Genomic DNA, 18066 nt, shown 5'->3' with positions numbered 1-18066 from the left:
GAAGGTCATGACACGCGCACCTGCAGAGATCATCCGCGAATACGGCCCGTTCGACGGCACCGACCGCGTCAACGGCGTCAGCTATGACGGCAAGCAGGTGTGGATTGCGACCGGCGCCAGCATCAAGGCGTTCGATCCTGCCGACGGCGCGGTCCGCAAGTCGCTCGACGTGCCCTCGCATGCCGGGACCGCCTTCGATGGCAAGCATCTCTATCAGATCGCCGAAGATCGCATCCACAAGGTCGATCCCGACAGTGGCCGCGTGCTCGCGACGATCCCGGCGCCCTCGGGCGGTGGCGATTCCGGGCTGGCCTGGGCTGAAGGGTCGCTCTGGGTTGGTGCCTATCGCGACCGCAAGATCCACCAGATCGATCCGGCAACTGGGCAGATCCTGCGCAGCATTTCCTGCACGCGCTTCGTCACCGGCGTGACCTGGGTGGATGGCGAGCTCTGGCACGGCACCTGGGAGGACGATGTCAGCGACATCAGACGCATCGATCCCGCGACCGGCGAGGTGCTCGATCAGCTCGACATGCCGGTCGGCACCGGCGTCTCCGGCATGGAGTCCGACGGGAGCGAGACGCTGTATTGCGGCGGCGGCGGCAGCGGCAAGGTGCGTGCGGTCAGGCGGCCGAAGCAGGCACGGGGGTAACACGCAAATGAGCCACAGCAGGCTCAGCGAGCGGAGGCAGCCTACTTCGCGATGGATGTGAACGCCGCCTTGCGAAAGTTGGCGTTGGCTTCCTCGCGCGTCTGCAACTGCTGGCCGCCGCCGCCGATCGGCTTGGTCGGCGTGATCACGGAGAACAGGACGAAGCCGCCCGCCTTGCGCGGGAAGATGAAGTACTCGGCGATGTCCGACTTCTCGCTGTCCTCGCAGGACGACATGCCGCGGAACACCACCGCGCTGTCGACCAGCTCGCTGTTGCGGGCGGAGATGAACTTGCCTTTGCAGTCGCGCGCGTCGTTGCCGATGATCGTGGCTGCGACTTCCAGGCCGTCCAGGTTGCGCTGCGGCGGCACGATCCGGACGAAGCCGGTGGCATTGTCCGCCTTCCAGGCGACGCCGCCTGCGGTCAGCCACACTGGCCGTTCGCCGCCGCCGAGGATCGCCGGATGCGACAGCGCCGCCTTCAGAATGAAGTTGGAGGCGATCTGCATCGCCTCGAGCTGCAGCTCGGGCGAATCCTCGGACGCACGTGCCGGCTGCACGCTCGCCGTCGCGGCCGGCGTGGTCGCGACGGGGGGCACGGCCTGACGCTGCGCCGAAGCGGCGCCGGGCTGCACCGTGAAGTTCGTCGCCGCGGCCATCCCACCGGCATTGATCATGCGCACACAGTTCGCCAGCGAGGGCAACAGCACGGAGGTGCCGTTGAGATCGAACTGGAACAGGTTGCCCTGTGCGAAGGCGGACATCGTCCGCGCCGCCCGGAACGCCTTGATCAGGCTGGAATCGTTCGGCATCGGAACCACGACCATGTTGGCCGACCAGACCGAGCCCTCGACATTGTACGAATTGCGGCCGTCGAAGCTGAGCACGATGGGAAACTTCTGCCCCTGCGACAGCGACCAGCTCGGATGAATGAAGGCGAGCGCCCAATTGTAGGTCGGCAGCGCGAGCACGCCGAAATTGATGCCGCTCTTGTAGCTCGCCGAGGCAATGCAGCTGGAGAACTTGCCGGTGTTGTCGTCAGTATAGGCGCCGCCCGACCATCCGGCGACCGAGATCGTGCCATACGGTCCCTTCGCATAGGCAGCCGCTATCAAGGACGCCTCGATCAGCGCCACTGAGGTCAGTATCAGGACCGACAGCATCGCGCCAAGGATTGCCCGCCGCACCGTCATCGCACATCCCCGTTTTTGCCGCATTGTTGCAATTCCCGCGGCTACGTCAAGTAGATCCCGAGCGCGTTCGTCTACCCCAGGAATAGAACGGCTGCGGCCTGCCGCGGGCTCAACCACACAAGATGTCGCGGTCGCCATCCACAGCCCTTCATGGGGGCGTCATCGAACTCCGCTAGCGCTCACGAGGTCTCAAGAAGGGATCTCGCCAAATGTCCGCCACGCTGCCTGTCCTGGGCGCCGCCCTCTCCGTCAAATCGATTCCGGCCCACACCGACTGGCTGCTCGAGCGCCAGCGGGATCTCGAGATCCAGGACTTCTTCCGCGCGGACCTTCTCGACAGCGACTGGCGCGGCACCGCCAAGGATATCAAGTCGATGCTGTCGGGCCACACCGGCCGGCTCGGAATCCACGGCCCGTTCTGGGGCTTCACCATCGCCAGCCACGACCCGATGATCCGCCGCGCGGTGACCAAGCGGCTGCTGCAGGGCCTGGAAGTCGCAGAGTTCCTCGGCGCCACCCAGATGGTGATCCACTCGCCCTACACGACCTGGGACTACAACAACATCGACATGCTGCCGGACAATCGCGAGCAGCTGATCGAGCGTGTCCGTGCGACGCTGTCCGACGTCATCGCCTCGGCCGAGCAGGCCAATTGCGAGCTGGTGATCGAGAACATCGAGGACAAGGATCCGCTGGATCGCGTCACGCTTGCCAAGGCGCTGGACAGCAGCAAAGTGCGCGTGTCGCTCGACACCGGCCATGCCAACTACGCGCATCATTCCACCGGCGCGCCGCCGGTTGACTACTATGTCGATGCCGCCGGCGACATGCTGACCCATGTGCATCTGCAGGACACCGACGGCTATGCCGACCGACACTGGGCGCCCGGCGAAGGCAACATTCGCTGGATCGCCGTGTTCCGCGCTTTGGCGAAGCTCAGCTCCAATCCGCGCCTGATCCTCGAATTGCGCAACCACGATCACGTCAAGGCCGGCGCAGCGCACCTCGCCGCGCTCGGCCTCGCTCAGTAAGCCAACGACCGTCATTTCCTGACAACCTCGCACCCTAGAGAGATTGCCATGACCAAGCTCACCCGCCGCGGCCTGCTCGGCGCCGGTGCCGCGATCGGCGGCAGCTTCATCCTGCCGCGCGTGTCGATCGCGCAGGGAGACAACCGTCCCTCGGTCACCATCGCCGTGCAGAAGGTGACCAATTCGAACGTGCTCGACGTGCTGCGCGAGCAGTCCAATGTCGGCGAGCGCGTGTTCTACTCGTCGCTGTGGGAAAGCCTGATCTCGAAGAACTTCCGCGGCAATCTCGAAGCCATCCCCGGCCTCGCCACCGAGTGGAAGCGCATCGACGACCAGACCGTCGAATTGAAGCTGCGCCAGGGCGTCAAGTTCCACAATGGTGACGAGATGACGTCCGAGGACGTCGTGTTCTCGTTCAGCCGCGAGCGCATGTTCGGCGACAGCGAGGCCAAGAGCCGCACCACCATCAAGGCGTTCGAGAAGATCCCGACGCCGCGCCCGGGCAAGGAACTGCCGCCGGACGTGATTGGCGTCGCGCGCCGGATGTGGCCGGACCTGGTTCGCGTCGACGCCGTCGACAAATACACCGTGCGCTTCGTCAACGCGACGCCCGACGTCACCATCGAAGGCCGCCTGATGCGCTATGGCTCCGACATCATGAGCCGGCGCGGCTGGGAGGAAGCGGCGAGCTATCTCGACTGGGCGCGCAAGCCGATCACGACGGGTCCCTACAAGATCGTCGAGTTCAAGCCGGACGTGTCGCTGACGCTCGAAGCCCATGACGAATATTGGGGCGGCCGTCCGCCGCTGAAGCGCATCCGATTCCTGGAAGTGCCGGAGGTCGCGAGCCGCATCAACGGGCTCCTGTCTGGCGAATATCAGTTCGCCTGCGACATCCCGCCGGACCAGATCGCCGGCATCGAGGGGAACGCGGCGTTCGAGGTCCAGGGCGGCACCATCCTCAATCACCGTCTCACCGTGTTCGACAAGAACCACCCGCAGCTCGCCAATCCGCTGGTGCGCCGCGCCTTCACCCATGCGATCGACCGCCAGGCCATCGTCGACAGCCTGTGGGCCGGCCGCACCCGGGTGCCGAAGGGCCTGCAGTGGGAATTCTACGGTGACATGTTCATCGCCGACTGGAGCGTGCCGGCATTCGATCCGAAGCTGGCACAGGACCTGCTCAAGCAGGCCGGCTACAAGGGTGACCCGATCCCGTATCGACTGCTCAACAACTACTACACCAACCAGGTCGCGACCGCGCAGGTGCTGGTCGAGATGTGGCAGGCGGTCGGCCTCAACGTTCAGATCGAGACCAAGGAGAACTGGTCCCAGATTCTCGAGCGCGCTCCGACCCGCGCGGTGCGCGACTGGTCCAACTCGGCCGCGTTCAACGATCCCGTCTCCTCGCTCGTCGCCCAGCATGGCCCCAACGGCCAGCAGCAGCAGGTCGGCGAATGGAGCAATGACGAGCTCAATCGTCTTTCCGAATTCCTGGAGACCTCGACCGATCGCGAGGCGCGCAAGAAGGCGTTCCGCCGCATGCTGGAGATCGCCGAGCGCGAGGACCCCGCCTACACGGTGCTGCACCAGAACGCGACCTTCACCGCCAAGCCGAAGTCGATCAAGTGGAAGGCCTCGCCGGCCTTCGCGATGGACTTCCGCACCGGCAACTACGGTGCGTGACGCCGTGGCGCCGCTGGTCAGCATCTCCGAACTGAAGGTCGCCTTCGACGGCACGCCCGTGCTGCACGGCATCGATCTCGACATCGGCAGGGGCGAGGCCATCGGCCTCGTCGGCGAGTCCGGATCCGGCAAGTCGGTGACGTGGCTCGCGGCGCTGGGTCTCCTGCCCGGCAAGGCGAAAGTATCAGGCTCGGCCAGGCTCGAAGGCCGCGAACTGCTCGGCGCTGACGGCAAGGTGCTCGACCAGGTGCGCGGCCGCCGCATCGCGATGATCTTCCAGGATCCCGCCAGCGCGCTCAATCCGGTGCTCACGATCCGGCGCCAGTTGTGCGAAAGCCTCGCGCTGCACCGCGGGCTGCGCGGCGAGGCTGCGCGGGCCGAGGCGCTCAGGCTGCTCGATCTCGTCGGCATCCCCGATGCGGCACGCCGGCTGTCCGCCTATCCGCACGAGTTCTCCGGCGGCCAAGTCCAGCGCATCATGATCGCAATGGCGCTGGCCGGACAGCCCGAGCTGCTGATCGCCGACGAGCCCACCACCGCGCTCGACGCCACCATCCAGGCGCAGATCCTCGATCTGCTGTCGGCCATCCGGCGCGAGTTCAACATGGCGATGGTCCTGATCAGCCATGACCTCGGCGTCGTCGCGGAGAATTGCGACCGCGTCTGCGTGATGTATGCCGGCCGCATCGTCGAGCGCGCGCCCGCGGCGCGGCTGTTCGATGATCCCTGGCACCCTTATGCGCAGGGCCTGATCGGCGCGCTGCCGCCGCTCGATGGCATCAGGCGGCGGCTGCAGGCCATTCCCGGAACGGTGCCTGATCCGCGCGCACTGCCCAGCGGCTGCGCCTTCGCGCCGCGCTGCACGTTTGCCGGCGACGGCTGCCATGCCGGCGTGCCGCCGCTGGCACCGGTCGAGCCGGACCGCGCGGTGGCCTGCCTGCGGCCGCAGCGCCTGCCGATGGAGCTCGCCGCCGAATGACAGCGCCGCTGGTCGAGGTCCAGGCGATCTCGCGCACCTATCGGATGAGGACCGGCCTGTTCGGACGCGCCGCATCCGTCCACGCCGTCGACGGCCTGAGCTTCTCGATCCAAAAGGGCGAGACGCTCGGCATCGTCGGCGAGTCCGGCTCCGGCAAATCCACCACCGGCCGCATGGTGCTCGGTCTCGAGCCGCCGGACCGCGGCAGTGTGCGCTTCCACGGCGCCCCGATCGCAGCGCCAGGCTCGGCGGCGTGGCGCGCCCAGCGCGCGCGCATGCAGATGATCTTCCAGGATCCGCTCGGCGCGCTCGATCGACGACTTCCCGTTGCCGCGCAGATCCGCGAGCCGCTCGACATCCACGACATCGGCACGGCCGCCGAGCGCGACGCGCGCGTGCATGAGCTGCTCCAGGCTGTCGATCTCAACGACAGCCATGGCGCCCGCTATCCCGGCGCGCTGTCCGGCGGGCAGCGCCAGCGCATCGTGCTCGCCCGTGCGCTGGCGACCAAGCCCGACTTCCTCGTTTGCGACGAGCCGGTCAGCGCGCTCGACGTCTCGATCCAGGCGCAGGTGGTGAACCTGCTGGTCGATCTCCAGGCCCGGCTCGGTCTGACGATGCTGTTCATCAGCCATGATCTGCGCGTCGTCCGACAGATCAGCAGCAAGGTGGCGGTGATGTATCTCGGCCGCATCGTCGAATATGGCGATGTCGACGACCTGTTCGCGCGGCCGCAGCATCCCTACACGCAGGCGCTGGTGTCCGCTTCCCCTGCCCCGGGACGCCGCAGCACCAGCCGCATCGTGCTGACGGGCGACCCGCCCAACCCGGCCGCGCGCCCCTCCGGCTGTGCCTTCCACCCGCGCTGCAGCCACGCGACCGCCCGCTGCGCCAACGAGGTGCCCGCGCTCACCGCGCTGGATCGGCAGCGCCAGGTGGCCTGTCATCTCGTTTCGGGGCCGCAGTCGCAGACCGAGGTCGCCGCGTGATGCTGCGCTATCTCGCCATCCGCCTGGCGCGCGCGCTGCTGACCATCGCGCTCGTCGTCACCTTCGCCTTCATCGTGCTCCGGCTGTCGGGCGATCCCGCGCTGATGATCATGGGGCCCGAGGCGCCGCCCGAGGTGATCGAAGCGTTCCGCAAGGCGTGGGGCCTCGATCATCCGATCTGGGTGCAGTATCTCGACTACTTCAAGGCGATCGGCCAAGGCGAGCTCGGACGCTCGATGCGCGACGGCCGGCCCGCGATCCAGCTCGTCATCGAGCGCATCCCCGCGACCTTGGCGCTGACCATTCCGGCGTTCCTGCTGAAAGTGCTGCTCGGCATTCCCGCCGGCATCTACGCCGCGCTGCATCGGGGATCGGCGATCGACCGCGCCGTGATGATCACGGCGGTCGCGGGCTTCACGGTGCCGAGCTTCGTGCTGGCCCTGATCCTGGTGCTGATCTTCGCCGTGCAGCTCGGCTGGCTGCCGTCGGGCGGACAGGATTCCTGGCGGCACGCCATCCTGCCGATCGTGACGCTCGGCTTCGGCGGCGCCGCGGTGCTGGCGCGGTTCACGCGCAGCGCCATGCTGGAAATCCTCGGCCAGCCCTACATCAGAACGGCGTCGGCCAAGGGCGTGCCGTGGCGCCGGGTGATCACGGATCACGCGCTGCCCAACGCGGCGATCCCCACCGTCACCATTCTCGGCTTCATGGTCGGCAGCCTGATCGCCGGCGCGGTCGTCGTCGAGAGCGTGTTCTCCTGGCCCGGCGTCGGCCGTCTCCTGGTCGTCGCCGTCGCCAACCGCGACCTCGCGGTCGTGCAATGCATCCTGCTGCTGGTGGCGATGACCATGGTCACGTCGAACCTGATGGTGGATTTCCTCTACGGCCTGCTGGATCCGCGGCTGCGCAGCAAGGGAGCAGAGGCATGACCGACCTTGCATTGAAATCGCCCGCCGCGCGGCGGCTGTGCTGGCCGAACATTCCCGTCTCCGTGACCATCGCAGTCGGCTGGATCGTCGCGATGCTGCTGCTGGCGATTTTCGCCGATCAGCTCGCGCCGCATGGCTTCACCAAATTCGATCTGCGCAATCGCCTGTCGCTGCCGGGCAACCCGGCGCATTGGCTCGGCACCGACGAGCTCGGTCGCGACGTGCTGTCGCGTCTGATCGTGTCGATCCGGATTTCGCTCTTGATCGCGTTCGGCGCGACCGCGATATCCGCCATCGCCGGCACCACGCTCGGCTTTCTCGCCGCGCATTTCCGCGGCCTGGTCGAGCAGGCCGTGCTGATGCTGGCGGACTTCCAGGCCAGCATGCCGTTCCTGATTCTGGCGCTCGCCGTGCTCGCCTTCTTCGGCAACTCGCTGCCGCTCTTGATCGGCTTGATGGGCCTGTTCGGCTGGGAGCGCTATGCGCGCATCGCGCGCGGCCTTGCCATCTCCGCCAATGCACAAGGCTATGCCGCCGCCGTCCGACAGCTCGGCGCAACGCCGCAGCGCGTCTATCTCAGGCACATCCTGCCGAACATCGCCTCGACCCTGATCGTGTCGATGACGCTGGTGTTTCCCGAAGTCATCCTGCTGGAGTCCGGTCTCTCCTTCCTCGGCCTCGGCGTGCAGCCGCCGATGACGAGCCTCGGCAACATGGTCGGCTATGGCCGCGAATATCTGACGCGCGCACCATGGATCATGCTGGCACCGGCGATCACCATCGTGGTGACGACGCTCGCCGTCTCGGTGATCGGCGACAGGCTGCGCGACCGGCTCGATCCGACGCTGCAATAGCCTCGATCAGCGGCGAGCCTCGTGACTCGCCGCGGCACTATGCTCGCAGATGATCAGGGCATGCCCCGCTTGCTCGCCCGCCAGCGCCATCCATCTCGACGCCTGCTGCAACCACTGATCGCGGCGAGCCGGATCGCGTTCGGCCTCCTCGCGACAGCTCAATGCCGCAGTCATGCACGCCGATCTTCTGTCCATGAATCATGGTCCGACACATCAACGCAAACGGAACTTACATATGATATCGCGACTTCCGGTTGTGATCAATTCCAGGCCTGCCTTACCCCGATGGATCCGCATGGCGCATCGGCAATGAATGATGCGCGTGACAGGCGGCGACCGCGGCGTGGCCGAATGCCACCGCGATCTGATGCAGGTCGGTGACGACGTCGCCAATGCCGTAGAGTCCCGCCACGCCGCAGCGCTGCTTGGCATCGACCTCGAGAAAGCCATCGGATGTATGCCGCGCGCCGAGCTTGATGGCGAGCTCGGAGCGGACATCGGCGCCCATCGCAGGATACACGATCTCGAACCGTTCGCTGCTGCCGTCGACGAATGACGCCTCGATCGCACCGTTTCGGCGCTGCAACGCATGAAGTTGCGGCGTCACCCGGACGCCGGCGGCGGCAAGCTCCTGCCGCTTCGCCGCATCCTGCTCATCATCGATCGGGATCAAGGTGACGTCCGAACTGTAGACGCGCATGAACAGCGCCTTGCCAGCGGCGTGACCGAGCGCGCCCACGATCGCGATCTTGTGGTCGATGGTTTCAAAGCCGTCGCAGACCGGACAATAGCGCAGCTCGCCGTCACGGACCGCCACTCTCCAATCGGCGAGCGGCGTCTGCTTGTCGACGATACCCGTCGCGAGGATGACGCGCTGTGCCGCGACCGTACCGCGCTCGTGAGTGGCGACCAGATCTCCATCATGCGTCTCGAGAGCGCTCACCGTCCTCCGGACGATAGGAACGTGAAGTTCCTCGACCTGCCGCTGCATTCGTGCGAGCAGCTCGCTTCCGGGCACGCCGTTCGGGAACCCCGGCAGGTTGTGGCTCCGCGGAATCAGCGCTGCCCGCGATGCGCCGCCATCGACGACCACGACCTCACGCCGGAACCGGGCCAGGTAAATCGCGGCCATCAGTCCAGCTGGCCCGCCGCCTATGACGAGGACTTCGGTGCGCATTGCCGCCCTGCTCCAGTCTTGGCTCAAGCTGCATCGGAGCAGAAAGTTCTCGCGCGGAAAACATTTCGGCAAACGTATCGATGAAATCGACCCGGAACTCTCTGGAACACAAGTGGAACTTTTGCCACCGAGGGACGTTAACCTATGTCGCTGCCGCGGCGGAAAAGCCGTGCAAACTTGGCAGCGAGGGGATTTGTTGCGAGGGCGCGTGGATGCGATTTGTAAATTCGACTGATGAAAGCTTGATGGCGTACTACGAAAGTGTCCGAAAGCAGGTGGCCGCCGACAGCCGGATCGGAGGCCCCTACCGTTTGATCGGCGATCGGGCCAAGCAGTACGCGCAGGAGCTCCAGGCCGAGATGCGGCGGCGGCAGTTGCGCTTCACGCCGATCGATTGGCCGAACTGACTGGGCAAGGATCGTGGGGCTCACCTCAGCGCTCAAGTTGAAGTATTGCGTTCGACCAGACAGCGCGGCGGTCGTTATTGCGCCCTCTTCCCTTATGGGAGAGGGCAAGTAGGACAGAGTTTGCGGACAGGCTTGCGATGCCCTCTCCCACAAGGGGAGAGGGCGCTGTATTCTGCAGTGTCACCGCAAAGCCGTGCGAAACGGGGTCGTCATCATTCCCACGACCAGCTCGAGAAATCATTCTCGAACTGCGGCACGTCCTTCCAGACACCCTTGAGCTTCTTGTTGATGATTGTGATCCACTGCGGCTGGAACAGGAAGCCCGCAGCGGCATCGGTCGCCAGCATGCGCTGGGCATCGCCGAGCAGCTTGGCGCGCTCGGTCTCGTTCGGCGTATCGACGATCGACTGGTAGAGCTTGTCAAAGGCCTCGGACTGATAGCCGAAGTAGTAATTCTTGTCGGTGAACTTCACGAGATCGAACGGCTCGACATGCGAGACGATGGTCAGGTCGAAATCATGCGGTCCGTTGAAGACCTGTGACAGCCACGCCGCCCATTCGAGATTCTCGATCTTGGCGACGATGCCGACCTTGGCCAATTGAGCCGCGAGCACCTCACCGCCCTGGCGCGCATAGGCCGGCGGCGGCAGCCGCAGCGACAGTTGCAGCGGCGTGGTCACGCCGGCTTCGGCGAGCAGCTTCTTGGCCTTCTCCGGGTCGTAGGGATTGATGTCGGTGGTGTCGACATAGCCGAGCGAGCCCGGCACGTAGAAGCTGCCGATCGGCGTACCCAGGCCGTCGACGGCGCCTTCGACCATCGCCTTGCGATCGATCGCAGCAAGGATCGCGCGGCGGACGCGGACGTCGTCGAGCGGCTTCTTCTTGTTGTTGATGGTGACGATCGTCTTCGCCTTTGAGCCGCCGATCAGCACGGTGAAGCGCGGGTCGGACTTGAACTGCGCGATGGTGCGCGCCGTGGTGCCGCGCGGGAAGGCATCGACGTCACCCGACAACAGCGCAGCGACCTGCGCCGCCGGATCGGAGATGAAGCGGATCGTCACCTTGGACAGCTTCACGGCTGCGGCGTTGCGATAATCGGGCCATTTGTTCAAGGTCAGGGACGAGCCCTTGGCCCAGCTACCCAGCGTGTACGGCCCAGTACCGACCGGCTGCGTCGCGTTGGTCGGCGCGCTCTTCGGCTCGACGATCGAGGCGGTGGCCTGTCCGAGCAGGAACGGCAGGTTGGGCTCAGAATATTTCAGCTTGACGACGATGGTCTCCGCGTCGGGAGCCGTCACGGACTCCATCGACTGGAACAGCGCCTTGTCCTTGTTGGTGCTGTTGGCGGCGCCGGCGCGCTCGAACGAGAACTTCACCGCGGCGGAATCGAACGCCTCGCCGTTCTGGAATTTCACGCCCTTGGCGAGCTTGAACGTGTAGCTCTTCAGGTCGGACGAGGCCTGCCAGCTCGAGGCCAGCAGCGGCGAGACCGAGCCGTCCTCGTTGATCTTGGTCAGCGTCTCATAGACGTTGTAGAGCGTCACCTCGGCGATGGCCGCCGCGGCCGCGCTGGTCGGATCGAGCCCCGGCGGCTCCAAGGTCATGCCGACAACGACGCTATCCTTCTTGCTCTGCGCGAGAGCCGGCGCGACGGCCGCAACGAGCGCGGCCATGGCGATGATCGATAGTTTCTTGAACATTGTTTGTTTCTCCCTGAGGAAGCCAAATTACGCGTCAAAGCGGCTTCGAGACAAGTGGCTGCAGTTCCGTTGCGACGAGCGCCGGCAGCGCCATTACGCTTTCCGCCCGATGGCAGGCAGCGGAATGCTGTCCGGTGAGCGCTCGCAACGCGGGGGCCGTCGCGCGGCACTGGGCATCGGCGAGCAGACAGCGCGGCGCGTAGGCGCATCCGGCCGCGCCGAGGGATTGCGAAGCGATCGCAACGCTCTCGCGACGGCGCCGGACCGCGCCGGCCTGGGCCCGCGGCACGGCGTCGAGGAGCGCCCGCGTGTAGGGATGCGCGCAACTTCCGAACAAGTCCTCCGGCCGCCCGCGCTCGACGATGCGGCCGAGATACATCACCGCAACCTCGTCGCAGAGATAGTCGACGACCGCGAGATCATGACTGATCAGCACGTAGCTCAGGCCGAACTGCTCCTGCAGATCCTGCATCAGGTTGAGAACCTGCGCCTGCACGGAGACATCCAGCGCCGACACCGGCTCGTCGGCGACGATCAGCTTCGGCTGGGTGATCAGGGCCCGCGCGATCGCGATGCGCTGGCGCTGCCCCCCGGAAAATTCATGCGGATATTTGTCCATGTCGGCATCGCGCAATCCGACCTGCCGCAGCACGCTCGCGACGCGCCTGCGGAGAGAATCGCGATCCGGGTGTTCGAGAGCGGTCAGCGGCTCGGCGACGATGCGCGCAATGGTCTGGCGCGGATCGAGTGATCCGTACGGATCCTGAAATACCATCTGGAAATCGCGGCGCGCCCGCCGCAGCTCATCCACCGGGAGGCGGTTGAGGTCGCGGCCCACCATCAGCACCGATCCCGCTGACGGCCGCTCCAGCGCCATGATCAGCCGCGCCAGGGTCGACTTGCCAGAGCCGGACTCGCCGACGATGCCGAGGCTCTTGCCCGCCTTCAACGACAGTGACACGCCGTTCAGCGCGAGCACCTCGCCGGGCGGCCGCAGCAGACTCTCGCGCGGCAGCGCGTAGCGCTGTACGAGATCCCTGACCTCGAGCAGCGGCGTCTCTGCAACTCCTTGCGCGGCGGTGCTCAAGCGACCACTCCCGCCGGATCACACGCGAGCGCGACGCCGGTCCGGATGCACCGGACGCCGTGCCCGGCGCCGATCTCGATCGACGGCGGCAGCGCCGTGCGACAGGCGTCGATCGCCAGCCCGCAGCGATCTGCGAACGGACAACCGGCCGGCAGATCGGCGAGCTCCGGCACGGTACCGGCGATGGTCGCAAGGCGCGTGCCCTTGCGGGCCCCGAGCCGCGGCCGCGCGCGGAACAGGCCCTGCGTGTAGGGATGCCCCATGCGCGAGAACACGGCGTCCGTGGTGCCGCTCTCGACCACCGTGCCGCCATACATCACGATCATGCGCTGGACGTTCTCGGCGATGACGCCAAGATCATGCGAGATCAAGATCATCGCCATGCCGCGCTCGGCGACCAGATCGGCGATGAGGTCGAGGATCTGGCGCTGGATGGTGACGTCGAGCGCAGTGGTCGGCTCGTCGGCGATCAGCACGTCGGGCTTGCAGGCGAGCGCCATCGCGATGGTGATGCGCTGGCGCTGGCCGCCGGAGAACTGGTGCGGATAGGCGCCGTAGCGTCGGGCGGGATCCGGCAGACCGACGCGGTCGAGGAGCGCGATCGCCTGTCGTTTCGCCTCGGTCGCCGTGCAGCCGATATGCCGCAGCAGCGGCTCGGCCACCTGATGACCGATCGTATGCATCGGGTTGAGCGCGGTCATCGGCTCCTGAAAGATCATGCTGATGCGGTTGCCGCGCAGCTTGCAGTAATCGGCATCACCGAGACCGACCAGCTCGCGGCCGTCGAGCGTGATGCTGCCGCTGACGACGGCGCTGTCAGGCAGAAGGCCAAGCAGAGCGAGCGCCGTGATCGACTTGCCGCAACCGGACTCGCCGACGATGCCGAGCGTCTCGCCGCGCCGGAGCGTGAAGGAGACCTCGCGCACGGCTTGCGCCGAGCCGCGGCTGGTATTGAGGCGGATGCCGAGACCCGACACATCGAGCAGAGGCTGATCGCCTACCGTCATCGCTGCCTCGCCAGCCGTGGGTCGAGCAGATCGCGCAGGCCGTCGCCGAGCAGGTTGAGGCCGAGCACCGCGAGCGCGATGGCGGCACCGGGATACACGGCGAGGCTCGGCGACTGGAACAACAGGGTCTGCGCATCGTTCAGCATGCGTCCCCAGGACGGCTGCGGCGGCTGCGTGCCGAGGCCCAGATAGGACAGCGCCGCTTCCGCCAGGATCGCCAGCGCGAACTGGATCGTCGCCTGCACGATCAGAATCGACAAGATGTTCGGCAGCACGTGCTCGATGGTGATGCGGAAGCGGCCCTTGCCGGCGGCGCGCGCAGCCAGGATGAACTCGCGCGCCCAGACCGCACCGGCGGAGCCGCGGGTGACGCGCACGAACACCGGGATCTGGAAGATGCCGATCGCGGTGATCGACGTCACCATGCCCGGCCCGATCACCGCCGCCAGCATGATCGCCGACAGCACCGCGGGAAAGGCGAAGGTGAAGTCGCTGAAGCGCATGATCAGTTCCTCGCTCCAGCCGCGCTGCGCGGCTGCGACCAGGCCAAGGCAGACGCCGCAGGTGAGACCGATGCCGACGGCGATGATGCCGACCAGAATGGTCGCGCGCGCACCCACCAGCAATAGCGAGACGATGTCGCGGCCGAGCACGTCGGTGCCCAGCCAATGCGCTGCTGATGGCGGCCGCAATTTGGACGCGACATCGATCTCATAGGCCGACCATGGCGTCCAGAGCAGCGACAGCAGCGCGGCGCCGAGCACCAGCAGACAGAGCAGCGCGCCGATCGTGAAGCTGCGATGGCGCAGCGCGCGGCGCCAGAACGCGTTGGACGCAGGCGCAGCGCCCGTTTGAACGACCACGGCGGAACTCACAGCTCGTGCACCTTGATGCGCGGATCGATCACCGCATACAGGACATCGACCACGAAGTTGACGATGATCACCATGGCCGCCAGCAGCATCACGCAGTTGCGCACCACGATCAGGTCGCGATTGGCGATCGACTGTAAGATGAGGCGCCCCAGGCCCGGGAGATAGAACACGTTCTCGATCACGATGGTGCCGGCGAGCAGGTTGGCGAATTGCAGCCCCATCACGGTGAGCACCGGGATCATGGCGTTGCGCAGCACGTGCTGCCACAGCACCTCGCGCTTCGTCAGGCCCTTGGCGCGCGCGGTGCGGACGAAATCCTCGCGCAGAACGTCGAGCACGGCCGAACGCGTCACCCGCGCCAGGATCGCGGCCTGCACCACTGCCAGCGCCACAGCGGGCAACAGCAGCGCGCGCAGACCGGGCCAGATGCCGTCCTCCCAGCCGGGAAAGCCGCCGGCCGACAGCCATTGCAGCTTCACCGCGAACAGGAGGATCAGCAGGATCGCGAACCAGAAGTTCGGCAAGGCGATGCCGATCTGGGTCAGCGACATGACGCCGACATCGCCGAGGCGGTTGTGATTGGCGGCCGTGTAGATGCCGGCCGCGAGCGCCAGCACGGTCGTGAGCCCCATCGCCAGGATCGCGAGCGGAATGGTCATCGCCAGCCGCTCGCGGATCAGTTCGGCCACCGGCGTGCCATAGGCGTAGCTGTTGCCGAGATCGCCGCTCAGCAGGCCGCCGATCCAGTGCAGGTAACGCAACGCCAGCGGCTGATCCAGCCCGAGCTTGACGGTCAGCGCCCTGACCGCATCCGGCGAGGCATCCGCGCCCATCAGCATCTGGGCGGCATTGCCCGGCAGCGCGTCGAGCACCAGGAATATGATCAGCGACGCGCCGACGAGGGTCGCCAGCAAGGTCAGGAAGCGCCGCAGCAGAAAAACGCTCATTCGCGCCGGGACTCCAGTTTTCGGCGGCCGCACGTTCCACAGCTTTCGGCTCCGATGCAAGCCCATTGCCTGCATGATTGCCATTGCCGGGCGGAGGCACCTTCGCACACCGCACCCGCCGGGGTATCGCCGGCTTGATCCCGGTCAACGGCGGAGCGCCGGCGACCGTCATCATGCGGCTGATCGCAACAACGCAAGGGCCCATCTCGATCATGACCATCCGTCCGAGCTTTCTCTGGGGCGCCTCGACCTCGGCCTTCCAGATCGAGGGCGCGGCGCACCTCGACGGCCGCGCCGACAGCATCTGGGATGTCTATCTGCGCGCCCCCGGCCGGGTGAGCCACAACGACACCGCCGAGACCGCCTGCGATCACTATCATCGCTACGCGGAGGACGTGGCGCTGATGCGCGATCTCGGCCTCAATGCCTATCGGTTCTCGATCGCCTGGCCGCGGCTGCTACCGCAAGGCCGCGGCGCGGCCAACGAAGCCGGCCTCGCCTTCTACGACCGCCTCATCGACGCCCTGCTTGCCGCTGAGATAGAGCCGTGGCTCTGTCTCTACCACTGGGACCTGCCGCAGGCGCTGGAGGCGCTCGGCGGCTGGCAGAACCGCGACATCGTCGGCTGGTTCGCCGACTATGCCGCGCTGGTCGCGCGGCGCTATGGCGACCGGGTCAAGCGCTTCGCCACCTTCAACGAGCCCTGCGTGTTCACGCTGTTCGGCTACGGCCTCGGCTGGCACGCGCCGGGGATCGCCGACGGAGCGGCCCTGCACAAGGCCATTCATCACGTCAATCTCAGCCATGGCCGCACCGTCGACGTGCTGCGCAGGGACGTGGCCGGCGCCTCGATCGGCGCCATCCACAATCGGCAGCCCTGCTACCCTGCGAGCGACGGTGCGGAGGACGCCGCGGCCGCCTTGCGGCTCGCCGCCTATTGGAACGATGCCTTCCCGTTTCCGCAGGCCTTTGCCTGCTACCCGCCGGAGCTCCAGGACGCCGTCGCGCCCTATATCGCACCCGGCGACATGGCGCAGATCGCGCGCCCCGTCGACTGGTTCGGGCTCAATCACTATTCGCCGCATTACATCAAGGCGGGCAGCAACCTGATGGGCGCCAGCTTCGGAGCGCCTCCCGCGGCAGTGCCGCGCAGCGCAATCGGCTGGCCCGTCGTGCCCGAGGCGTTCCGCGATACGCTCCTGGACATCCACAGCCGGTTCCGGCTTCCGATCTACGTGCTGGAGAACGGAACGGCGGCCAATGACACCGTCGATGCATCCGGCTGCATCCAGGACGACGGCAGGATCGGCTATCTCAAGGCCTATACGACCGCGATGGAACAGGCGATCGCGGCGGGCGCCGACGTGCGCGGCTATTTCGTCTGGTCGCTCCTGGATAATTTTGAATGGGGAGCGGGCTATTCGCAGCGCTTCGGCATTGTCTATGTCGATCGCGCCACCCAGCGCCGCATTCCCAAGGCGTCGGCGCGGTGGTATTCGAACATGATTGCCGCTCACCGGGTATCCGACGATCCCGCCGGGCGGCACAACCGGGCGGAAGAGTGAGGATGAGCGAACGCGTTCTTCTGGGTGACATCGGCGGCACCAATGCGCGGTTCGCGCTGCTTGACGGCCACGTCATCAGCGAGGTCGCGCATCTCAAGGTCGCCGACTTCCCGACCATCACGGACGCGATCACCGACTTCCTATTGCGACACGCCGCCGGCGGCCCGCCCACCGCAGCCGTGCTCGACATCGCCGGCCCGATCGAGCGCAATCGCGGCATGCTCACCAACTCGACCTGGGTGATCGACGGCGCCGAGCTGGCGGAGCGGTTCAAGCTGCGCTCGGCCAAGCTCCTGAACGATTTCGAGGCGGTCGGCTGGTCGCTGCCGGCGCTGCATCCCGACGACCTGTTTCCGCTTGGCGGAAGCGCCGCGGTCGACGGCGCGCCGATGCTGGTGATCGGCCCCGGCACCGGCTTCGGCGCCGCGTGCTATCTCCCGGCAGAAGGCCGTCCCACGGTTGCCGTGACCGAGGCCGGCCATGCCACGCTGCCGGCGACGACGGCGCGCGAGGCCGCCGTGCTCGCCAAGATGCGCGAGCGCTTCGGCCATGTCTCGATCGAGCGTGCGCTGTCGGGCATGGGCCTTTCGAACGTCTATCAGGCCATTGCCGCGGTCGACGGGGTCACGGTGCCGCCGCGCGATGCCGCAGCGATCACCCACGCCGCGCTGGACGGCAGTTGCGCCACCAGCCGCGCGACTCTCGACATGTTCTGCGCCTGGCTCGGTGCCGTCGCCGGCAACCTCGCGCTCACCTTCTGCGCCCGCGGCGGCGTCTACATCGCCGGCGGCATCCCGCCGCGGTTTCCCGACTACTTTGCCAGATCCGATTTCCGCCGGCAGTTCGAGGGCAAGGGGCGCTATGACAGCTATCTGCGTCCGATCCCGGTTCATCTCGTTATCAAGCCCGACATCAGCTTCCTCGGTCTCAAATCGTTCTTCGAGGCCGGCATCACCGCGAGCGGCGGCTCCCCGACCCACTGAGATCG

17 protein-coding genes are annotated in these 18066 nt (G+C 66.5%); 10 read left to right on the top strand and 7 right to left on the bottom strand.

Annotation, left to right across the window (positions count from 1 at the left end):
* Positions 1–7 precede the first annotated feature (7 nt).
* On the top strand, positions 8–652 hold the full coding sequence (locus ACQR03_RS09800) for a Vgb family protein (protein ID WP_316169239.1): 645 nt from the start codon (positions 8–10) through the stop codon (positions 650–652).
* A 41-nt stretch (positions 653–693) separates the two neighbouring features.
* On the opposite strand, the gene ACQR03_RS09795 is transcribed toward ACQR03_RS09800, so the two are convergent.
* Positions 694–1845, bottom strand: coding sequence for a hypothetical protein (locus tag ACQR03_RS09795; protein WP_316186756.1), 1152 nt, complete (start codon positions 1843–1845; stop codon positions 694–696).
* A 209-nt stretch (positions 1846–2054) separates the two neighbouring features.
* Between ACQR03_RS09795 and ACQR03_RS09790 the strand changes: the two genes are divergently transcribed.
* The 6 genes from ACQR03_RS09790 to ACQR03_RS09765 are packed head-to-tail and all read left to right on the top strand — an operon-like array spanning position 2055 to position 8313.
* Positions 2055–2876 carry a sugar phosphate isomerase/epimerase family protein gene (locus ACQR03_RS09790; RefSeq protein WP_434841351.1) on the top strand — a complete coding sequence of 274 codons (822 nt, stop codon included), beginning with the start codon at positions 2055–2057 and terminating at the stop codon, positions 2874–2876.
* A 48-nt stretch (positions 2877–2924) separates the two neighbouring features.
* Positions 2925–4562, top strand: a complete 1638-nt coding sequence (locus ACQR03_RS09785) for an ABC transporter substrate-binding protein (protein WP_434841352.1) — start codon at positions 2925–2927, stop codon at positions 4560–4562.
* Between the two features lie 4 nt (positions 4563–4566).
* Positions 4567–5541 carry an ABC transporter ATP-binding protein gene (locus ACQR03_RS09780; RefSeq protein WP_316201589.1) on the top strand — a complete coding sequence of 325 codons (975 nt, stop codon included), beginning with the start codon at positions 4567–4569 and terminating at the stop codon, positions 5539–5541.
* Complete coding sequence (locus ACQR03_RS09775; protein WP_434841353.1) at positions 5538–6530, top strand: ABC transporter ATP-binding protein; 993 nt, start codon at positions 5538–5540, stop codon at positions 6528–6530. Before ACQR03_RS09780 ends, ACQR03_RS09775 begins: the two co-directional genes overlap by 4 nt.
* Positions 6530–7459 (top strand): ABC transporter permease, encoded by a 930-nt coding sequence (locus ACQR03_RS09770; RefSeq protein WP_434841354.1) that lies wholly within the window; start codon positions 6530–6532, stop codon positions 7457–7459. Before ACQR03_RS09775 ends, ACQR03_RS09770 begins: the two co-directional genes overlap by 1 nt.
* Complete coding sequence (locus tag ACQR03_RS09765; RefSeq protein WP_434841355.1) at positions 7456–8313, top strand: ABC transporter permease; 858 nt, start codon at positions 7456–7458, stop codon at positions 8311–8313. Before ACQR03_RS09770 ends, ACQR03_RS09765 begins: the two co-directional genes overlap by 4 nt.
* 277 nt (positions 8314–8590) lie before the next feature.
* Here ACQR03_RS09765 and ACQR03_RS09760 read toward each other — a convergent pair whose 3' ends face one another.
* Positions 8591–9490 (bottom strand): NAD(P)/FAD-dependent oxidoreductase, encoded by a 900-nt coding sequence (locus tag ACQR03_RS09760; protein ID WP_316172548.1) that lies wholly within the window; start codon positions 9488–9490, stop codon positions 8591–8593.
* A 212-nt stretch (positions 9491–9702) separates the two neighbouring features.
* Between ACQR03_RS09760 and ACQR03_RS09755 the strand changes: the two genes are divergently transcribed.
* On the top strand, positions 9703–9897 hold the full coding sequence (locus ACQR03_RS09755) for a hypothetical protein (RefSeq protein ID WP_434841394.1): 195 nt from the start codon (positions 9703–9705) through the stop codon (positions 9895–9897).
* 212 nt (positions 9898–10109) lie between these two features.
* On the opposite strand, the gene ACQR03_RS09750 is transcribed toward ACQR03_RS09755, so the two are convergent.
* The 5 genes from ACQR03_RS09750 to ACQR03_RS09730 are packed head-to-tail and all read right to left on the bottom strand — an operon-like array spanning position 10110 to position 15513.
* Positions 10110–11597: an ABC transporter substrate-binding protein gene (locus tag ACQR03_RS09750; protein ID WP_316172550.1), complete on the bottom strand. Its 1488-nt coding sequence runs from the start codon at positions 11595–11597 to the stop codon at positions 10110–10112.
* A 34-nt stretch (positions 11598–11631) separates the two neighbouring features.
* Positions 11632–12684: an ABC transporter ATP-binding protein gene (locus ACQR03_RS09745; protein ID WP_316172551.1), complete on the bottom strand. Its 1053-nt coding sequence runs from the start codon at positions 12682–12684 to the stop codon at positions 11632–11634.
* Positions 12681–13691, bottom strand: a complete 1011-nt coding sequence (locus ACQR03_RS09740; protein ID WP_315714263.1) for an ABC transporter ATP-binding protein — start codon at positions 13689–13691, stop codon at positions 12681–12683. Before ACQR03_RS09740 ends, ACQR03_RS09745 begins: the two co-directional genes overlap by 4 nt.
* Positions 13688–14554: an ABC transporter permease gene (locus tag ACQR03_RS09735; protein ID WP_316172552.1), complete on the bottom strand. Its 867-nt coding sequence runs from the start codon at positions 14552–14554 to the stop codon at positions 13688–13690. Before ACQR03_RS09735 ends, ACQR03_RS09740 begins: the two co-directional genes overlap by 4 nt.
* An 8-nt stretch (positions 14555–14562) precedes the next feature.
* A complete protein-coding gene (locus ACQR03_RS09730; protein WP_316172553.1) occupies positions 14563–15513 on the bottom strand; it encodes an ABC transporter permease in 951 nt (316 codons plus the stop codon).
* A gap of 212 nt (positions 15514–15725) precedes the next feature.
* Here ACQR03_RS09730 and ACQR03_RS09725 point away from each other — a divergent pair, with 212 nt between their 5' ends.
* Positions 15726–17078, top strand: coding sequence for a GH1 family beta-glucosidase (locus ACQR03_RS09725; protein ID WP_316172606.1), 1353 nt, complete (start codon positions 15726–15728; stop codon positions 17076–17078).
* A 2-nt stretch (positions 17079–17080) separates the two neighbouring features.
* Positions 17081–18061, top strand: coding sequence for a glucokinase (gene glk, locus ACQR03_RS09720; RefSeq protein WP_315827713.1), 981 nt, complete (start codon positions 17081–17083; stop codon positions 18059–18061).
* Positions 18062–18066: the final 5 nt, after the last annotated feature.

Origin of the sequence: Bradyrhizobium sp. HKCCYLS3070 (assembly GCF_051167575.1) — a bacterium.
Lineage (GTDB): Bacteria > Pseudomonadota > Alphaproteobacteria > Rhizobiales > Xanthobacteraceae > Bradyrhizobium.
The sequence above is the reverse complement of the archived record's forward strand: the minus strand, read 5'-3'. Positions and strand labels throughout refer to the sequence as shown.

Coding starts and splice junctions, on each gene's coding strand:
- ACQR03_RS09795 (WP_316186756.1), bottom strand. CDS start 1,845: ATGACGGTGCGGCGGGCAATCCTTGGCGCGATGCTGTCGGTCCTGATA.
- ACQR03_RS09775 (WP_434841353.1), top strand. CDS start 5,538: ATGACAGCGCCGCTGGTCGAGGTCCAGGCGATCTCGCGCACCTATCGG.
- ACQR03_RS09765 (WP_434841355.1), top strand. CDS start 7,456: ATGACCGACCTTGCATTGAAATCGCCCGCCGCGCGGCGGCTGTGCTGG.
- ACQR03_RS09770 (WP_434841354.1), top strand. CDS start 6,530: ATGCTGCGCTATCTCGCCATCCGCCTGGCGCGCGCGCTGCTGACCATC.
- ACQR03_RS09725 (WP_316172606.1), top strand. CDS start 15,726: ATGACCATCCGTCCGAGCTTTCTCTGGGGCGCCTCGACCTCGGCCTTC.
- ACQR03_RS09760 (WP_316172548.1), bottom strand. CDS start 9,490: ATGCGCACCGAAGTCCTCGTCATAGGCGGCGGGCCAGCTGGACTGATG.
- ACQR03_RS09740 (WP_315714263.1), bottom strand. CDS start 13,691: ATGACGGTAGGCGATCAGCCTCTGCTCGATGTGTCGGGTCTCGGCATC.
- glk (WP_315827713.1), top strand. CDS start 17,081: ATGAGCGAACGCGTTCTTCTGGGTGACATCGGCGGCACCAATGCGCGG.
- ACQR03_RS09800 (WP_316169239.1), top strand. CDS start 8: ATGACACGCGCACCTGCAGAGATCATCCGCGAATACGGCCCGTTCGAC.
- ACQR03_RS09785 (WP_434841352.1), top strand. CDS start 2,925: ATGACCAAGCTCACCCGCCGCGGCCTGCTCGGCGCCGGTGCCGCGATC.
- ACQR03_RS09755 (WP_434841394.1), top strand. CDS start 9,703: ATGCGATTTGTAAATTCGACTGATGAAAGCTTGATGGCGTACTACGAA.
- ACQR03_RS09730 (WP_316172553.1), bottom strand. CDS start 15,513: ATGAGCGTTTTTCTGCTGCGGCGCTTCCTGACCTTGCTGGCGACCCTC.
- ACQR03_RS09790 (WP_434841351.1), top strand. CDS start 2,055: ATGTCCGCCACGCTGCCTGTCCTGGGCGCCGCCCTCTCCGTCAAATCG.
- ACQR03_RS09750 (WP_316172550.1), bottom strand. CDS start 11,597: ATGTTCAAGAAACTATCGATCATCGCCATGGCCGCGCTCGTTGCGGCC.